Source organism: Marinospirillum perlucidum (assembly GCF_003336805.1).
GTDB lineage: Bacteria > Pseudomonadota > Gammaproteobacteria > Pseudomonadales > Halomonadaceae > Marinospirillum > Marinospirillum perlucidum.
In genome coordinates this window covers 74462-91045 of record NZ_QFWJ01000012.1, presented here as the reverse complement: position 1 = coordinate 91045, position 16584 = coordinate 74462, and the positions used below count along the sequence as shown (strand labels likewise).

General features: G+C 54.5%; 16 protein-coding genes. 11 read left to right on the top strand and 5 right to left on the bottom strand.

Features of this window, described 5'->3' with window-relative positions:
- Positions 1–2: 2 nt before the first annotated feature.
- From DFK18_RS13305 to hisB, 5 genes are all read right to left on the bottom strand, one after another.
- Complete coding sequence (locus tag DFK18_RS13305; RefSeq protein ID WP_114418768.1) at positions 3–1214, bottom strand: MFS transporter; 1212 nt, start codon at positions 1212–1214, stop codon at positions 3–5.
- Positions 1214–1987: an imidazole glycerol phosphate synthase subunit HisF gene (hisF, locus tag DFK18_RS13300; RefSeq protein ID WP_114418767.1), complete on the bottom strand. Its 774-nt coding sequence runs from the start codon at positions 1985–1987 to the stop codon at positions 1214–1216. The genes DFK18_RS13305 and hisF overlap by 1 nt, the downstream gene beginning before the upstream one ends.
- A 149-nt stretch (positions 1988–2136) precedes the next feature.
- The gene (gene hisA / locus DFK18_RS13295) at positions 2137–2865 is read right to left on the bottom strand and encodes a 1-(5-phosphoribosyl)-5-[(5-phosphoribosylamino)methylideneamino]imidazole-4-carboxamide isomerase (protein WP_114418766.1); all 729 of its coding nucleotides are present in this window, start codon (positions 2863–2865) and stop codon (positions 2137–2139) included.
- Between the two features lie 60 nt (positions 2866–2925).
- Positions 2926–3591, bottom strand: a complete 666-nt coding sequence (gene hisH / locus DFK18_RS13290) for an imidazole glycerol phosphate synthase subunit HisH (protein WP_114418765.1) — start codon at positions 3589–3591, stop codon at positions 2926–2928.
- Complete coding sequence (hisB, locus tag DFK18_RS13285; protein ID WP_114418764.1) at positions 3591–4184, bottom strand: imidazoleglycerol-phosphate dehydratase HisB; 594 nt, start codon at positions 4182–4184, stop codon at positions 3591–3593. The genes hisH and hisB overlap by 1 nt, the downstream gene beginning before the upstream one ends.
- Before the next feature lie 148 nt (positions 4185–4332).
- Here hisB and DFK18_RS13280 point away from each other — a divergent pair, with 148 nt between their 5' ends.
- The 11 genes from DFK18_RS13280 (at position 4333) to DFK18_RS13230 (ending at position 16565) form a co-directional block, all read left to right on the top strand.
- A complete protein-coding gene (locus tag DFK18_RS13280) occupies positions 4333–4788 on the top strand; it encodes an acetyl-CoA sensor PanZ family protein (protein WP_114418763.1) in 456 nt (151 codons plus the stop codon).
- 82 nt (positions 4789–4870) lie between these two features.
- Positions 4871–5926, top strand: coding sequence for a sensor histidine kinase (locus DFK18_RS13275; RefSeq protein ID WP_114418762.1), 1056 nt, complete (start codon positions 4871–4873; stop codon positions 5924–5926).
- A 19-nt stretch (positions 5927–5945) separates the two neighbouring features.
- A complete protein-coding gene (locus tag DFK18_RS13270; RefSeq protein WP_114418761.1) occupies positions 5946–7295 on the top strand; it encodes a sigma-54-dependent transcriptional regulator in 1350 nt (449 codons plus the stop codon).
- 243 nt (positions 7296–7538) lie between these two features.
- A complete protein-coding gene (fliE, locus tag DFK18_RS13265; protein WP_114418760.1) occupies positions 7539–7934 on the top strand; it encodes a flagellar hook-basal body complex protein FliE in 396 nt (131 codons plus the stop codon).
- 38 nt (positions 7935–7972) lie between these two features.
- Positions 7973–9754, top strand: a complete 1782-nt coding sequence (fliF, locus tag DFK18_RS13260; protein ID WP_114418759.1) for a flagellar basal-body MS-ring/collar protein FliF — start codon at positions 7973–7975, stop codon at positions 9752–9754.
- On the top strand, positions 9747–10763 hold the full coding sequence (gene fliG / locus DFK18_RS13255) for a flagellar motor switch protein FliG (protein WP_114418758.1): 1017 nt from the start codon (positions 9747–9749) through the stop codon (positions 10761–10763). The genes fliF and fliG overlap by 8 nt, the downstream gene beginning before the upstream one ends.
- Positions 10764–10825: 62 nt before the next feature.
- Positions 10826–12706 carry a flagellar assembly protein FliH gene (locus DFK18_RS13250; RefSeq protein WP_114418757.1) on the top strand — a complete coding sequence of 627 codons (1881 nt, stop codon included), beginning with the start codon at positions 10826–10828 and terminating at the stop codon, positions 12704–12706.
- Entirely contained in the window at positions 12699–14045 is a 1347-nt protein-coding gene (gene fliI / locus DFK18_RS13245) for a flagellar protein export ATPase FliI (protein WP_218563964.1), read from the top strand. The genes DFK18_RS13250 and fliI overlap by 8 nt, the downstream gene beginning before the upstream one ends.
- A 17-nt stretch (positions 14046–14062) precedes the next feature.
- Complete coding sequence (fliJ, locus tag DFK18_RS13240; protein WP_114418755.1) at positions 14063–14512, top strand: flagellar export protein FliJ; 450 nt, start codon at positions 14063–14065, stop codon at positions 14510–14512.
- Positions 14513–14664: 152 nt separating this feature from the next.
- A complete protein-coding gene (locus tag DFK18_RS13235; RefSeq protein ID WP_162299785.1) occupies positions 14665–16053 on the top strand; it encodes a flagellar hook-length control protein FliK in 1389 nt (462 codons plus the stop codon).
- Between the two features lie 20 nt (positions 16054–16073).
- Positions 16074–16565: a flagellar basal body-associated FliL family protein gene (locus tag DFK18_RS13230; protein ID WP_114418753.1), complete on the top strand. Its 492-nt coding sequence runs from the start codon at positions 16074–16076 to the stop codon at positions 16563–16565.
- The last annotated feature ends 19 nt before the right edge of the window (positions 16566–16584 follow it).

The window sequence follows — 16584 nt, the reverse complement described above, 5'->3', positions numbered from 1 at the left end:
TTTCAGGTGGCCGAGGCCTTGTCGGGATTCTGGTTGTTGCCTGGTAAGGGGAAACGCCAGGCCAGAGGCAGGGCAGTCAGTCCCACCACGAAAAGCAACCAGAGGGCATGAGCGGGATCGCCGGTTAAATCAGCGAGCAGACCACCCAGTAGCGGCAGGAAGAAAGACAGGCTATAGGCCAGGGTGAAGGCACCGGCAGCCAGGCGTCCGGCAGCCTTGCCCGGAGCCAACTGGGGTGGCAGGGCCACCAGTAGGATCAGCAGAACTCCGGCCCAGAAGCTGAGAATAAAGGCGAAAGCAATGCTCAGCCAGGCGGAGGTCAGCAGCAGCCCCAGCATCCCTACCAGACAGCCCAGCGAGCTGAGTAGCAGCGGACCCCGCCGACCGATCCAGGAGGTGGCCTTGACCAACATCAGCAGGGAGGCAAACACCTGGGCCAGGTTAAAACCGAAAAAAGCCGGTTTCAGTAGCGGCTCTTCCTCGCGGGCTTCGAGAAGGCTGCCCAAGTAGGCATTGGTGCCAAAAAACAGGGAGGCAGTTACTGCCAGCAGTAACCCGATTTGCCAGATATAGGGGTTCTTCCAGTCCGGCATCCATTGACTGCTGGCCTCCAGCGATTCCTCTTCGCTGCTGCCCGGTTTCTCTTTCAACAGATAAAGCGCTGCTGCGACCAAAAGCGCTGGTAATGACCAGATGGCCAGGGTGAGCTGCCAGGAGTTGTCCACCAGGGGCATGATGACTGGCAGAGTGACCCCTGCACCCAGAAATTCCCCCATCAGCAGGCCATTCATGTACACCGCGGTTCCCAGAGCCAGTTTTTTGGCCGGTAACCAGCGGGACAGGAGGGCAGGTAGGGCTGGTTGCATGATGGCGGCACCCAGGCCAACACCCAGGGAAAAAACCAGCAGCCAGACCAGCTCGTCGGTCAGACCCCGGGCAGTTGACGCCAGAGCCAGCAATACCAGGGCTGCAGCCAGGGTGTTGCGCGGCCCCAGGCGGGCAATGCTCAAGGAGCCGGCGACAGCACCCAGAGCCAACATAAAAATGGGCAGGGTCGTGAGGCTGCCCAGTAAGCTCTGCGAAAGCTGGAACTGGTCATTGATATAGGGAGCCAGCGGCGGGATGACCAGTATAGGTAGCCGCAGGTAGATCCCCATCAACCAGAGAAGCAGCAGGGCCGGCAGGAGCTTCTTGTCGGTCAGCCCTGCAAACATCAGAGGCGCATTTCGATACCCTGGTCAGCCATAAATTTCTTGGCTTCAGGGATAGAATAGGTTCCAAAGTGGAAAATACTGGCAGCCAGGACAGCATCGGCATGACCCTGCTGAATGCCATCAACCAGGTGTTGAAGCTCACCGACACCGCCTGAGGCGATGACCGGGACAGCAACAGCATCGGAAATGGCCCGGGTAACGCCCAGATCAAAACCGTTTTTGGTGCCATCGCGATCCATGCTGGTCAGCAGGAGTTCTCCGGCCCCCAGTTCAACCATCTTGATCGCCCATTCCACGGCATCCAGCCCGGTGGGCTTACGACCGCCATGGGTGAAGATTTCCCAGCGATCCGGTTCGCCTTCGCCGGAAACCTTCTTGGCATCGATAGCGACGACAATGCACTGGCTGCCAAAACGTTCGGCAGCTTCACGCACGAACTCGGGATTGGTGACAGCGGCCGTGTTGATGGAGACCTTGTCGGCACCGGCATTCAGCATGGTGCGGATGTTGTCGCAGTTGCGAATGCCGCCACCCACTGTCAGCGGAATAAAGACCTGGCCTGCAATCTCTTCGACCATTTCAACCGTGGTGCCGCGATCTTCATGGCTGGCCGTAATATCCAGAAAGGTAATCTCATCGGCACCCTGGTCGTTGTAGCGCTTGGCGACTTCCACCGGGTTACCGGCATCACGAATACCAACAAAATTGACGCCTTTGACAACACGGCCTTTATCGACATCAAGACAAGGAATAATACGTTTGGCCAGTCCCATTTTTTCTCCTGAAAATTCAATTTTATGGCAGCCTAAGGCGGACAAAAGGGGCAGAGGTTCGGTATGTCAGGCTGGCTGCAATTTCCTGTTTCAGACAGCCTGGCAAGCTCTACCCGTTCCTCCAGAGCGTTCGGCTCCAGCAGGACAAATTACTGATCCGCCAGTTTTTGCGCTTCGGCCAGATCCAGGCTGCCTTCATAGATGGCGCGACCGGTAATAGCGCCCAGGATGCCTTGATCAGCCACTTTCAACAGGCGCTCGACATCACCCAGATCGGTGACACCACCCGAGGCGATAACTGGCAGGCCGCCTTGCTGGGCCAGATCAACGGTGGCTTCCAGATTAACGCCCTGCATCATGCCGTCGCGGCTGATGTCGGTGTAAACGATGCTGGAGACGCCGTCATCGGCAAAACGCTTGGCCAGGTCGGTGGCCTTCTGGGTAGAAACCTCAGCCCAACCGTCAGTAGCTACCAGACCGTTTTTGGCATCCAGGCCGACAATAATATGACCGGGGAAGAGCTTGCACATTTCGGTGACAAATTCGGGTTCCTTGACCGCCTTGGTGCCCAGGATGACCCACTGAACACCCGCTTCCAGATACTGTTCGATGGTCTCGGGGGTGCGGATACCGCCACCGATCTGAATAGGCAGATCCGGGTACTGGCGGGCAATGGCTTTAACCGCTTCGCCATTGACCGGCTTGCCATCAAAGGCACCATTAAGATCGACCAGGTGTAGGCGACGACAACCCTGGCCAACCCAGCGGGCAGCCATTTCCACCGGGTCTTTGCCGTAGCTGGTGGAGTCTTCCATACGGCCTTGCTTAAGGCGTACACACTGGCCGTCTTTCAAATCAATTGCAGGAATAATCAGCATGGTCTGCTTCCAAAAGTAGTTTTTTGAATAAAGTATAAAAAGGGTGTGGGTAATCCGGGCCTAGGGCTTCCAGTTCAAGAAGTTCTCGAGCAGCTTGAGTCCGGCCTGGGCACTTTTTTCCGGGTGAAACTGCACGGCGGCAACATTGTCTTCTGCCAGAGCCGCATGCATGCGCACCGGACCATAGTCACAGGAGGCCAGCAGCTGGTCTTCTTTTTGACCTTCCACGTAATAGCTGTGAACAAAGTAAAAGCGCTCTCCGGCGGGCAGGTCTTTCCATACCGGGTGGTCGGTCATGACCGGGCTGACTTGGCTCCAACCCATGTGAGGGACCTTGAGTCTTTGGCCCTCTTGATCCTGAAGATTGTCACCGAAGAATTTGACCTGTCCGGGGAAGTGACCGAGGCAGTCAATCCCGCCGTTTTCTTCACTGCTTTGCATCAGTGCCTGGAAGCCTACGCAAATACCCAGAAAGGGTTTGTTGGCCAGGGATTCGCGAATAATGGGCACCAGGCCGGTGGCGTGCATTTCTGCCATGCAATCACGAATAGCGCCCACGCCGGGGAGGATGACTCTTTCGGCCTGGCGGATGACTTCTGGATCAGAGGAGATGCCGACGGTTTTCTGGCCAGCTGCAACCTTTTCTAGCGCTTTGTGGGCTGAATGCAGGTTGCCCATGCCATAATCGATAATGACCACATCCGGTCTGGCTGGACCCTTGTCCATTACAAAACTCCTTTGGTGGAAGGCATTTGTCCGGCCATGCGCTCATCGGGAGACAAGGCCATGCGCAGGGCGCGCCCGAAGGCTTTGAAGATGGTTTCTGCCTGGTGGTGGGCATTGAACCCCTTGAGGTTGTCGATATGCAGGGTTACCTGGGCATGGTTAACGAAGCCCTGGAAAAACTCCCAGAAAAGCTGGGTGTCGAGCCCACCCAGGCTGGCGCGGGTGAATTCCACGTCCATAAACAGTCCGGGGCGACCGGAGAAATCAATGACGACACGAGAGAGGGCTTCATCCAAAGGTACGTAGGCATGACCATAGCGCACCATGCCTTTTTTATCGCCCACGGCCTGGGCAAAAGCCTGGCCCAGGGTGATGCCCAGATCCTCAACACTATGGTGATCGTCGATATGGCGATCGCCGGTCATTTGGATATCCATGTCGATCAGGCCGTGGCGGGCGACCTGGTCCAGCATGTGATCCAGAAAACCGATGCCGGAATCACTATGGAAACGGCCGGTGCCGTCCAGATTGATCTCGACCTGAATTTTAGTTTCCAGGGTATTGCGGGTTACACTTGCTGTACGTGCCGTCATTGCTAACTTAGCCTTTCTAAACTTGCGGTTTCGGGATTATAACAGTTGCGCAATGGAAAGGCAGTCCGTAGCTTTTATACTCTAACCTGCAAGCCTACCTGTTGCAGGCTGACTGCTTCTTCTCAAAATTCACTATTGGGGTGCCACCATGCCTGTGCAAATGATTCGTGCTGATGCAGCAACCCTGGTCCAGGAGCCGGTCTGGCGAACGGATCTGGAAAAAATCTATTCCGAAGCCGAGCCTTCTCGAAGGTGTTTGCAGGGCCGTGAGCTGGATGCCGAGATTTTTATCAACACGGCCCTGGCTTCCGCGGACAACTGGTTTGCCGGGGCGCTCTTTAATGATCACCTGGTGGGTGCGGTGCTGATAACCGTCAAGGATCAGCAATGGCAGCTGCGTCACCTTTGTGTTCGCGAAGTGACCCGGCGTCGTGGTGTCGGGAGTCGATTGATGACGCTGGTGGCCGCCAAGGCTAAAGAAGAAGGAGTGCTGGCTTGTGTACCTGATGAAGGCTTGACCCTGGCTGACCAGGTGCTGGTTCGGCGTCTGGGATACACCCCGGCACCGGAAAAAGGCATGTTTGTTTTTGCACCCTCCTGCTAGTGGATAGGGTTAACGGGGTAAAAAAGCTGCCAAGAGCGGTTGGCTGTGTAAAAATAGCCTGGTTTTTTTCAAGGGTAATGGCATGAGTTCTTCACTAACGGATCCGGTTTCAGAAACCACTTCAGCTCGGGCGCTCCAGGATGTTCTCGCCGCGATTCCGGCCGGATTGGTGATGCTGGATCAACAGGGGCGGGTGGATCAGGCCAATCAGGCTGCTCACCAGCTGCTGGGTGCTCCCCTTCAGGGCGAAACCTGGTTGTCGGTGGTGCAGCGAGCCTTTGCTCCACGTAGTGATGATGGCCACGAGGTATCCCTGAAAACAGGCCGCCGGGTCAGCCTGTCGATCAGCTCTCTGTCCGATGGGCAGGGACAGTTGATTCTGCTTCAGGATTTGACTGAAACCCGCCAGCTACAGGAAGAATTGGCCCGTCACGAACGCTTGTCGTCGATGGGGCATATGGTGGCCTCCCTGGCGCATCAGCTGCGCACCCCCCTCTCCACGGCGCTTCTTTATGCCGGTCATTTACAAAAAGAGGGGCTGGAAGAACATCAGCAACAGAAATTTGCTGCCAAGTTGAAGGCGCGCCTTCAGCACATGGATCAACAGATTCGTGACATGCTGATTTTTGCCAAGGGAGAAACCCGCATGGCCCGGCGTTTGCCGGTGGAAGATTTTGCTGCTGCGCTGCGTGAGGCGGTGCAGCCGGTCGTGGATAAACACCAATTGAGCTTTACCTGGCAGGTGAATCTGGAAGCCAGTGATCTGGTAGTGAGCCTGGATTCTCTGGTCGGCGCGGTTTTGAATCTGGTGAACAATGCCGCCGAGGCCTGTGATCCGCCGCCACCTATTGCCTTGCATCTGGAAACTGTCGCGGATCTGCCCGGACATCAAGGCTTGCACTTATTACTGTGTGTGGCAGATGAGGGGCCGGGGATAGAAGAAGAAAAGGTACCCAAGGCACAGGAGCCTTTTTATACGACCAAATCCCAGGGTACGGGACTGGGGCTGGCGATTGTCCAGGCCGTTGTAGAGGCGCACAAGGGACGTTTTTGGCTGCAGTCCCGGCCGGGTGAAGGTACCCGTGCCTGGATGGCCTTGCCAATGGAAACAGAAGAAGCGGCTGATCCGACTGCATAAGAGGATGGGAGAGAGGTAGATGCAGCAAATACTGCTGGTTGAAGATGATGCTGATTTGAGAGAGGCGCTGGAAGATACACTGGAGCTGGAAGGTTGGCGCTATGTGTCTGCCAGCAATGGTGCTGAAGCCTTGAAGCTTCTTGAAAAGCACTCCATCGGTTTGGTGGTTTCTGATGTCAGTATGCCGGTTATGGATGGCTATCAGCTGCTCCAGGAGGTGACCCAGAAGCATCCGGGGTTACCGGTTGTGCTGATGACGGCCTATGGTTCGGTGAGCCAGGCGGTGGAAGCCATGCGCAAGGGTGCCGTAGATTACCTGGTGAAGCCTTTTGAACCGGATCTGCTGGTGACTCTGGTTCGCCCCCTGCTGGAATCCAGCCCTTTGGCGGGCCAGCAGGCTGAAGGGCCAGTGGTTGAAGATCCGGCCAGTCAGGAGTTGCTTAAACTGGCCAGTCGGGTGGCCAAAAGTGATGCCTCGGTAATGATCGGCGGTGAATCAGGCACGGGCAAGGAAGTCTTGGCACGCTATATCCACCAGGAGTCACCAAGATCCGGCAAGGCTTTTGTCGCCATCAATTGTGCAGCCATCCCCGAAAGCCTGTTGGAGGCCACTCTCTTCGGTTATGAAAAGGGAGCCTTCACCGGTGCCAATGCCAGTACGCCGGGTAAATTTGAGCAGGCCGATGGTGGCACGCTGCTGCTGGATGAAGTCTCGGAAATGCCCATGGAGCTTCAGGCCAAGCTGCTGAGGGTTTTACAGGAGCAGGAAGTGGAGCGTCTGGGGTCGCGTAAAACCCTGAAATTGAATGTGCGAGTGCTGGCTACCAGTAACCGGGATCTCAAGCAAACCATCATTGAAGGTGGTTTTCGCGAAGACCTCTATTATCGATTGAATGTATTTCCCCTGCGTTGGCCACCCTTGCGAGAGCGTAAAGCGGACATTATCCCGCTGGCTAAAAGTCTCATGGCCAAGCATGCGCAGCGTATGGGGGTGAGTCAGTTGCCCCGACTCAATGACAAGGCCAGCCAACTGCTTCATGCGCACGACTGGCCGGGCAATGTCCGCGAACTGGAGAATGTGGTGCAAAGGGCGCTGATTCTGGCGACGGGTCAGGAAGTGACTGCAGACTGTATTATTCTGGAAAATATCTCTACGTCACCGGTTGAGCCAGCGCCGGTTCGTGAGGCTGTATCCAGTGAAGCACTTAAAGACGATCTTAAGGAGCAGGAGTTTCGCATGATTCTGGAAACCCTGCAGCAGGAAGGTGGGCGCAAAAAAGAAACGGCAGAGCGTTTGGGAATCAGCCCTCGGACGCTAAGATACAAATTGGCTAAAATGCGCGAGGCAGGTTTTATTACGGAAAGCTGATGAGAATTTTCTGCATAAAAACAACTGCAAGAAACATTTGGTAGCAGCATTTTGAGCTAAATTATAGGATGATAGAGTAGTCATCCGGTCGCTGATTAGGTAGAGTAACCGAGCGACCTTGAAAAACTGGCTAACTTGTTGTTTTTTTGCGCTTAGCTGGTTCGTTTATGTAATAAATATTGGCTTTCTAATTGTTGCATATTGTTTGCATCAAACAAAGCAAAAAATTTAGGGTGTCCTGAAATGGTTGAACGCGCTGAAATTTCCAGTGTTCTGTCCCAAATAAGGGCCAGCCACCAAGGTGTGAACTCCAGCTTTGCTTCTACAGCTATGGCTCAGCAAAACCCCTTGGTTAGAGGGTTGCAGGAAGGTAACCCCGTGGCTGGAGTAGAGCCAACACAAGAGGTAAAAGAAGTGCCTTCTTTTACCACCCTGCTCAAGCAGGCCATTGATAATGTCAACGGTCATCAGCAGACAGCCAATGATCTGCGCACCCGCTATGAAATGGGTGATCCCAATGTGGATATTACCAATGTGATGATTGCTGCACAGAAGTCGAGTGTTTCCTTTGAGGCCATGACACAGGTCAGAAACCGGCTTGTCAGTGCTTACCAAGAAATTATGCGGATGCCTATCTGATCCCCTTGGGGGCAGAATGGATTAATTGGGGTTATTGAATGGAAAACGCGCCTGCCAATGTGGCTGCTGAGGACGGAGCTGATCAGAAGCTTCCTGATTCAGGCAAGTCAGAAGCAAGCAGTGCTACCACTGATCAAGCTAGCGAACAAGCTGATAAGAAGGGCAAACAGGGTAAGGGTTCCTTGCTGAAAAACGACAGCAAGGCCAGTGCGCTGCTGTCCAATTTTAATCAGCTTGATATTTTGCGTCAGATGGCGCTGTTGGTAGGTTTTGCTGCCAGTATTGCCCTAGGCTTTGCTGTGGTGCTCTGGTCCCAGTCAGATAGTTATCGTCCCCTGATGTCCAGTCTTAATGAATTGGACTCGGCAGCTATAGTCGACATCCTCGAGCAAAATAATATCGGCTACCGCATAGATGCTTCATCCGGTGCCCTTTTGGTACGTGAAGAGGATATCCACCAGGCCCGTATGCAAGTGGCTGGTGCAGATATCAGTCAACCCAATACCGTTGGTTACGAGCTTCTGGAACAGGATCAGGGGCTGGGTACCAGTCAATTCATGGAGAATGCCCGCTATCTTCGCAGTATTGAGGGTGAGCTGGCACGCACCATTTCCAGTCTCGATGCAGTGCGCCAGGCACGCGTGCACTTGGCTGTGCCGCGCCAGTCCGTTTTTATTCGTGATCAACGCAAGCCTTCGGCCTCCGTTTTTCTCAGCCTGACCCCGGGTCGGAGTCTGGATGCCGCCCAGGCCAAAGCCATGATGAACCTGGTGGCTTCCAGTGTGCCCCAGATGGAGACCGAAGATGTCACCATTGTTGATCAGCGTGGCAACCTTCTTTCGCGCCAGGACGAAACCGAAACCGATCGGGCCATGGCGCGCCAGTTGGAGCATACCCGTCTGGTTGAACAGCGTATCAATGATCGTATTCGTTCCATTCTGGAGCCGCTGGCTGGTCCAGGCCGCTTCCAGACAGCTGTCTCCGTGGATATGGATTTTACTCAGGTCGAGCAGAGCACCGAGCAGTTCAATCCGGATATGCCTGCGATTCGCAGCGAGCAGACAGTTGAAGAAGAAAGGGTTGGAGACTTTGGCCCGGCGGGAATTCCCGGTGCCCTGTCCAATCAGCCTCCTCAGGATGGTTTTGCTCCTGAAGAAGCTACCGGCAATGCTGAAGAAGAAACGACACCGGTTAACCGCCGCTCCCAGGCAACGCGTAATTTTGAATTGGATCGGAGCATGACCTACTCGCGCAACGAAGCGGGGCGCATAGATCGCATGACTGTTGCGGTGGTAATTGATGATTTGATCCAGCGAAATCCGGAGACCGGGGAAGCCGAGCGTCAACCCTGGAGTGAAAATGAAATTGAACGCATTACGACACTGGTTCGTGATGCAGTGGGCTATAGTGCGGCCCGGGGCGATAGTGTCAGTGTGATTAATTCGCCCTTCGTGGAAAGCGAAATGGATGAGCTGCCGGAGCTACCCATCTGGGAACAGCCCTGGTTCTGGGATCTGGCCAAACAGGTGCTGGCTGGCCTCTTTATCCTGATCATGATTTTTGGTGTACTCAGACCCATATTGCGCAATCTGGCTACCAAATCCGAGAAGGAAGACGAGGATGCCGATATGGACGATCTGGCTCCACTGGATGGTGGCTTGCCCGATGATCAGGTAACTCTCAGTGCCTCGGATGATCCCTTGCTGGCTCCGCCCAGTGATCTTTACGAACGTCAGCTCAATGCCATACGTGCACTTATTGCTGAGAATCCCGGCCGTGTGGCCCAGGTTGTACGCCATTGGGTGGTAAACGATGAGTGATGAAGATCTATATGCTGAAAGCCTGACTTCTCTGGAGCGCGCAGCTATTCTGCTGATGTCTCTGGGGGAGACAGATGCTGCCCAGGTGCTCAAGCACATGGGGCCCAAGGAAGTACAGAAAATCGGCCTGGCCATGTCACAAATGCAGAATGTCAGCCGCGCCCAGGTTGAAGAAGTTCTGGGTGACTTCCTGGAAGATGTCGGTGAGCAGACGGGTCTGGGTGTCGGTGCGGACAGCTATATCCGCCGCATGCTCAGTGAAGCTCTGGGCGAAGACAAGGCCAATGGTCTGATCGACCGTATTCTGCTGGGGGGTAATACCACAGGTCTGGATACCCTTAAGTGGATGGAGCCGCGGGCAGTTGCCGATATTATTCGATTTGAGCACCCTCAGATACAGGCCATAGTTCTTTCCTATCTGGATCCGGATCAGGGTGCAGAAATACTGCGTTTCTTTGATCCCAAGGTGCGCCTGGATGTGACTCTGCGTGTGGCGGCACTGGAATCCGTACAACCTCAGGCTTTGCAAGAATTGAACGATATTCTCGAGAAGCAGTTCTCTGGTTCTGGCGGCACACAAACCACCAGTATGGGTGGTGTTAAGGTGGTTGCCAACATTATGAACAACCTCGACAGCTCGGTTGAGGGTGATCTGATGGATGCCATCAAGGAAATTGATGAAGCCCTGGGTGAAGAAATTGAAGACCTCATGTTCGTCTTTGATAACCTGGCTGATCTGGATGACCGTGATCTGCAGACACTGCTGCGCGAAGTCAAACCGGAGACTCTGACACTGGCCCTGAAGGGTGCAGAAACCAGGGTTCAGGAAAAAATCTTCAAGAATATGTCCAAGCGTGCAGCCGAGTTGCTGCGTGATGATCTGGAAGCACAAGGGCCGGTTCGTGTCAGTGAAGTGGAAACGTCCCAGAAGGAAATCCTTGGCGTGGCGCGTCGCCTTGCCGAAGATGGCACCATCAACCTGGCATCCAGCAACGACGAAATGTTATAAGACAGGCTGAGCTTTTATCCCCGTGTGGAAAACGGCCTGTCATTTGATTTTGAGGATGTCCTGTGCCACACAGAAAACGTATTCCTGCCAATGAAAAGGTCCCCTACGAACGCTGGGAGATGCCGGACTTAACTGGTGTCCGTAAGCGCATTGCCCAGCGTTTGGATGAACTGGAAGAAGAGCAGAAATCAGCCGAAGAGGCCGAGCCCCCGGAACCTCAACCCCCGACACCGGAAGAACTGGAAGCCTTGCGGGAAGAAGCCCGTCAGGAAGGTTATCAAGCCGGTTTCGATGAAGGTCGTCAACAGGGTTATGAGGAAGGTCGTGCACTAGGCTATCAGGAAGGTGAGGGCCAGGGGCAGGAAGCTGGTTTTCAGGCCGGATACCAGCAGGGGCTGGATCAAAGCCAGCAGGAAGTGGACCAGCAACTGGGTCGCTTGCAGGGACTGATCGAACAATTCCAGGGGCCTCTTGAACACCTGGACCAGGAAGTCGAAGCGGGTCTGCTGTCCTTGGTGGACCTGATTTCGCGCGCACTGTTAAGACGTGAGGTTAGCCTCGACCGGAGTTTCCTCAGCGAGGTCATCCAAGAGGCGGTGGCAGCTCTTCCTCAAGGCCATCAGCGCCTGCGTATCTATATTAATCCTGAAGACCAACAGCTAGCTGAAGCAGCCACCCAAAACCTGCTTGAAGACTATCGCTTGTTGACGGATCCGGCGATTACACCCGGTGGCGTCAAGGTAGAGACCCTGCAAAGCCTGGTCGATTCCACTCTGGAAAATCGCTACAAAAAGGTGATCGATTCACTCCTTGATGCCGGTTATAAAGAGGTGGATGAAGATTTGGCTCCTCTATCCCGAGATGTGCTGGCCGAACCACCTGCGGCACCGCCTAAGGCGGAAGCTGAGGAGCCGGTCGCTTCCCGTCATCCAGAAGAGCCATCCCAGGAAAACAGTCCTGAGACCGCGCCGGAGGAAGAGGCTTCCACGGCTATCAATCCTGATGATTATCGTCATCAGGGGCAGGGTAATTTTGCTTCTGCAGCTAACCCGGACAGTCTTCAAGAATCACAGCCAGCTCAGGAAGAGGCACCGGCTTCAGAAGGGGTTGCTCGCGTTAGTTTGCAGCGCAATGCAGCGCCTGAACACTTGCCACCTCTTAATGAGCAGCAAGCAGCACCTGCACCTGATTCAACAGAGGTGCCTGAAGCTTCGCTCCAGAATTCCGAGCAGCCGGAGGACATCTATAGCGAGCAAGCCTTGCCAGAGCAATCTGAAGCAGAGGAGGAGCCTTTATCTGACCAGGAAGACGAGCAGGCAGCCTTTGCATCCGATCCCCTGGCTGAGTTGACGGATACTACGAGCTCCTCGGAGCCGCAGCCCCAGATGCAGGAACCTCAGGCTGCTACCCAACCTGAAGAAACTGTATCTGCATCGACGCCTTCGCAGGTGCCTGATCCCGACGAGTCTGCTGAGACAGCAGCCGCGCCACAAACAGAGGCAGAAACGTCGCCTCCTCTAACTGATGAGGAGGAAGATGATTTCTTTGACCAGGCATTGGGTGGTCTGGAAGCTGAAGTGCCTGAGTCTGCATCAACCGAGCCTGCCCAGGATGATTTGGAAGATGAAACGACTTCTGTTGCCGAGCCTGGCGAAGCAAGTGAGGTTGAAAAGGAAAAAGTTTGGGCTCCTGAATCCGTGCATGAAGTTCGCTATCTAGAAGACCCGGAAGCTGTTATGGAGTCCACCTGGATGGATGATCTGAATGAAGATGTGAGCGATGATCAGGAAAGCGGTACGCTTGCAGATTCATCTGATTCCACGACTGACGATGATCTGCTTGATGAATTGCTGAATCTGGATGAAGACGCAGCAGATAACAGCGAGCAGCCGGATTCACCGGCACCGGACGCAAATGCCGCCGAGGATGACCAACATGGCTAGCATTAGCCTTGCCGATAAACTCAAATCCTATCAGCAACAGCTGCGGCCTGATGAGCCGCTGGTCGAAGGGCGTCTGGTCAGAATGGTCGGCCTGACGCTGGAAGCGGTGGGCTGTAATCTGCCCGTGGGTTCTTATTGTTATATTGAAAGTGCTGCCGGCGATCCTGTTGAAGCCGAGGTGGTGGGTTTTGCCGGTGAGCGCATCTATTTAATGCCCATGAAAACCGCTGAAGGCTTACGCCCGGGCGCACGAGTGACGCCGAACAAAAAAGCGCTTCAGGTCCCCGTAGGTTTCGGGCTCCTGGGCCGGGTGCTGGATGGTTATGGCCGCCCTTTGGATGGCCAGGGTCCCCTGGCTAGTGAGGGTGAAGCCAACCTCAATGGGCGAGCGATCAATCCCTTGGAAAGACATCCAATCGATACGCCGCTGGATGTCGGTGTGGGTGCTATCAATGCCATGTTGACGGTAGGGCAGGGGCAGCGTCTGGGTCTTTTTGCCGGTAGTGGTGTGGGTAAGTCCGTACTGCTGGGCATGATGACGCGGTTTACCAAGGCGGATATCACTGTTGTGGGTCTGGTCGGTGAGCGGGGTCGTGAGGTCAAGGAGTTTATCGAAGAGATTCTGGGGCCTGAAGGCATGTCACGTTCCGTGGTGGTGGCTTCTCCTGCTGATGATGCGCCGCTGATGCGCTTGCGGGCGGCCCAGATTACCCACAGTATTGCCGAGTATTATCGTGACAAGGGCAAAAAAGTCCTTCTGCTGATGGATTCACTCACCCGTTATGCCCAGGCACAGCGGGAAATCTCCCTGGCTGTGGGAGAGCCGCCTGCAACCAAAGGTTATCCTCCTTCTGTTTTTGCTCGGATCCCCCAATTGGTGGAGCGTACCGGTAATGCTTCTAAAGGCGGTGGCTCGATTACGGCTTTTTATACTGTCCTGACCGAGGGCGATGATCAGCAGGACCCGATTGCCGATGCTGCCAGAGCTATTCTGGATGGTCATATTGTGCTTTCCCGGCGGCTTGCCGAAGAAGGCCACTACCCGGCGATTGATATCGAGGCCTCTATCAGTCGTGCCATGCCGCAGATAGTCACACCGGAGCACCTGGCCCGCGTTTATCGTTTCAAGCAGCTGATGTCCCGCTACGAGCAGAACAAGGACCTGATCAACGTAGGTGCCTATACTAAAGGCAGTGATCCGGAAATTGATCTGGCGATTGCCCTGCGGCCTGCGATGATGGATTTTCTCCAGCAGCCACTGAATGAGCAACAGGATTTCCTGACCAGTAGTCAGCGCCTGGAACTGCTCGCCAAATCGATGAATAGCAATCGGCAGTAGCCTGAACAGGTGGAATCATGAGCCGAGAAAAGCGTTTGCAACCCGTTCTTAAATTGGCCGAAGGCAAGGTTGATGAAGCCAGTCGGGCTCTGGGCTATTTGAACCAGAAGATCGAACAGGAAGAAGCCACCAAGCAACAGCTGAAGGTTTATGAAAAGGAATACCTGCAAATGATGCGTTGCGGAGATGAGCCCGGACGACGCATGGATATTCAGGCCGTTCTGCGTTATCAGTCCTTTGTGCAGCGTTTGGAATTAGCCCAAGTGCAGCAGGACGAGCAGCTGGAGTTGCTGCAAAGGCAAAAGCAGCAGGTAACCGAACACTGGATAAAGACCCGGGCCCGTGCCAAGGGCCTGGAAAGCCTTATAGAAGCGGCACGAGAAGAAGAAGAACGCTTGGCCGGTCGACGCGAACAGAAACTCGCAGACGAGTACACCAATCTACGCTTTGCGCATAAATCCCAGTAGTGGCATGTATCCTGCATGACAGTTGGCTAACCAGCAACCGTTGTTGTTTTTGCCAAGTGCAAAGACAGGAACTGATGAGAGTCTAGCCCATGAATTCATCCGCTAATTTGCAAGTATTTTTAAATACTCCCTCGCCTACCCAGAGATCTGGTTTGCGAGCACCTCAGGCTGCTTCTGCCGAAAATAAACAAGCTTTTCACCAGCAATTGCAAAGCCGGGTTCAGCAGTCCGCCGCTGATGAAACTTCCGCTAGTCGCGTGACCAGTCGACAGGAAGGACAGGCAGCAGGCCCGCAGGGCGATGAAGTCGTTTTAGAGCGCTCTACAAGCCGCTCCCTGGAACGCAAAACGACAGATCAGAATCCAGATTCAGCAGCGGAAACGACTAGAGCGGTAGCTGCCGGTGGTAAGGATGTGCCGGTGGGTGGCGAGAAATTGCCGCTTCCTGAAGAAACTGCACGCGTGCTCGATTCGCTGGATCCAGAAAAAGCCAACGAGTTACTCGCAGAAGTCAGGCAATGGCTGCAGGGAATGAGCGATGAAGAAATGCAAGAATTGCAAACGGCTCTGGCCGAAGGGGATCTGGACAGCCTGAAAAATCTGCTGCCGGAAAACCTGCAGCAGATGCTGGGTGAATTGGCTGCCAGCCTGGATATGGATTTACAGGAAATGCAGCAGGGAGTCCAGCAGCTACTGGCTCGATTGCAGGCTGCGGATCTGGATTTACGTCAGTTGGCTGGACTTCGATATGACAGTCAGGTGGGTGAACTGCGAGTCAGAACCCAGCCACCCGGACAGGAGGTGGCTGCTCAGAGGACAGAGCTGGCTGGCGTTGCTGAAAAGCCTGGGCAGCAGTTATCCCGCGATGCTACCGAAACTTCCAAAAACTTTCAGGATGGTCAGCAGGAAAATAAGGGCAACGACAAGCTGGAGCACCTGGTGGCGAGACTGGGCCGGGGCGATACCAGTGTAATTAACAACAAGGCTACCGGCGAATCCATGCAACAGCTGATTCAGGCGGCGGGTATGGGACTGGGCAATACGCCATCAGCCCAGCCTGCAGTAGCTCGAATGGCTGCCAGTATGCCGGGTATGCCGATGACGCCGGGCATGGCCCAGGCGGCTGCTCAAGCCAATGCTGAAGCCTTGGCTAACCGGATTCAAATGATGCAAACCCGTGGGATGCAGATAGCTGAAATGCGACTGGACCCACCGGATTTGGGCAAGATGAAAATCCAGTTACGTGTCCAGGGAGATCAGGCTTCGGTGGTCTTTCAGTCACCTAATGCCCAGGCTCGGGATCTCATGGAAAACGCCTTGCCACGTTTACGGGAAATGATGGAAGAACAGGGGTTGTCACTGACAGACGCTTCGGTTTCTGAAGAATCCTATTCCGGTGACGGTGAGCAGCAGGAAGGAGAGGCTGGCAGCGGTTCATCCCAGGGACTGGCTGGCGATACCGGGGCCGGTGAGTCTTCGGAACAGGCAGGGGTAGTCAGTTACTTTGATGAGCCGTTGGGTCTGGTAGACTATTACGCTTAAGCTTTTGGAGAAGACATTGTATGGCTGATGAAAATGGTGGCAAGAAAAAACTGCTGATTATTGGCGGGCTGGTCGTAGGTATAGCCATCATCCTAGCTCTGGCCGTCGGGGGGACCCTTTTCTTTCTGGATAAGGATTCGGGAGAGCCTGAGTCTGAAGCCGTTACTCAGGAAGAGGAGGGTGGTATCGAGTTGAATACAGCTGCCTATTATTCCTTTGAACAGGCTTTTGTAACCCCACTGATTTCTTCGGATCGCAAGCAGCGCTTTATGCAGCTGTCCCTTTCGATCAAGGGAGCAGACCATGAAGTGGTTGCTGCAGTGGAAATGCACATGCCGCGAATCAAGAATGATCTCAATCGCTTGTTTACCGAGCAGGATTACCAGACCCTGCAGACGCCAGAAGGAAAACGCCAACTTCAGGCCAGTGCGGCTGAAGTGGTCCAGGCAGTCGTTGGGCGTGAAGGCGCTCAGATCGATGAAGTCCTGATTACTGACTTTGTTTTACAATAAGCGGCTTTCAGGCTTAACT

Bases quoted from the DNA above. Each gene is read 5' to 3' on its own strand.
- DFK18_RS13305 (WP_114418768.1), bottom strand. From the start codon at position 1,214: ATGTTTGCAGGGCTGACCGACAAGAAGCTCCTGCCGGCCCTGCTGCTT.
- hisF (WP_114418767.1), bottom strand. From the start codon at position 1,987: ATGGGACTGGCCAAACGTATTATTCCTTGTCTTGATGTCGATAAAGGC.
- hisA (WP_114418766.1), bottom strand. From the start codon at position 2,865: ATGCTGATTATTCCTGCAATTGATTTGAAAGACGGCCAGTGTGTACGC.
- hisH (WP_114418765.1), bottom strand. From the start codon at position 3,591: ATGGACAAGGGTCCAGCCAGACCGGATGTGGTCATTATCGATTATGGC.
- hisB (WP_114418764.1), bottom strand. From the start codon at position 4,184: ATGACGGCACGTACAGCAAGTGTAACCCGCAATACCCTGGAAACTAAA.
- DFK18_RS13280 (WP_114418763.1), top strand. From the start codon at position 4,333: ATGCCTGTGCAAATGATTCGTGCTGATGCAGCAACCCTGGTCCAGGAG.
- DFK18_RS13275 (WP_114418762.1), top strand. From the start codon at position 4,871: ATGAGTTCTTCACTAACGGATCCGGTTTCAGAAACCACTTCAGCTCGG.
- DFK18_RS13270 (WP_114418761.1), top strand. From the start codon at position 5,946: ATGCAGCAAATACTGCTGGTTGAAGATGATGCTGATTTGAGAGAGGCG.
- fliE (WP_114418760.1), top strand. From the start codon at position 7,539: ATGGTTGAACGCGCTGAAATTTCCAGTGTTCTGTCCCAAATAAGGGCC.
- fliF (WP_114418759.1), top strand. From the start codon at position 7,973: ATGGAAAACGCGCCTGCCAATGTGGCTGCTGAGGACGGAGCTGATCAG.
- fliG (WP_114418758.1), top strand. From the start codon at position 9,747: ATGAGTGATGAAGATCTATATGCTGAAAGCCTGACTTCTCTGGAGCGC.
- fliI (WP_218563964.1), top strand. From the start codon at position 12,699: ATGGCTAGCATTAGCCTTGCCGATAAACTCAAATCCTATCAGCAACAG.
- fliJ (WP_114418755.1), top strand. From the start codon at position 14,063: ATGAGCCGAGAAAAGCGTTTGCAACCCGTTCTTAAATTGGCCGAAGGC.
- DFK18_RS13230 (WP_114418753.1), top strand. From the start codon at position 16,074: ATGGCTGATGAAAATGGTGGCAAGAAAAAACTGCTGATTATTGGCGGG.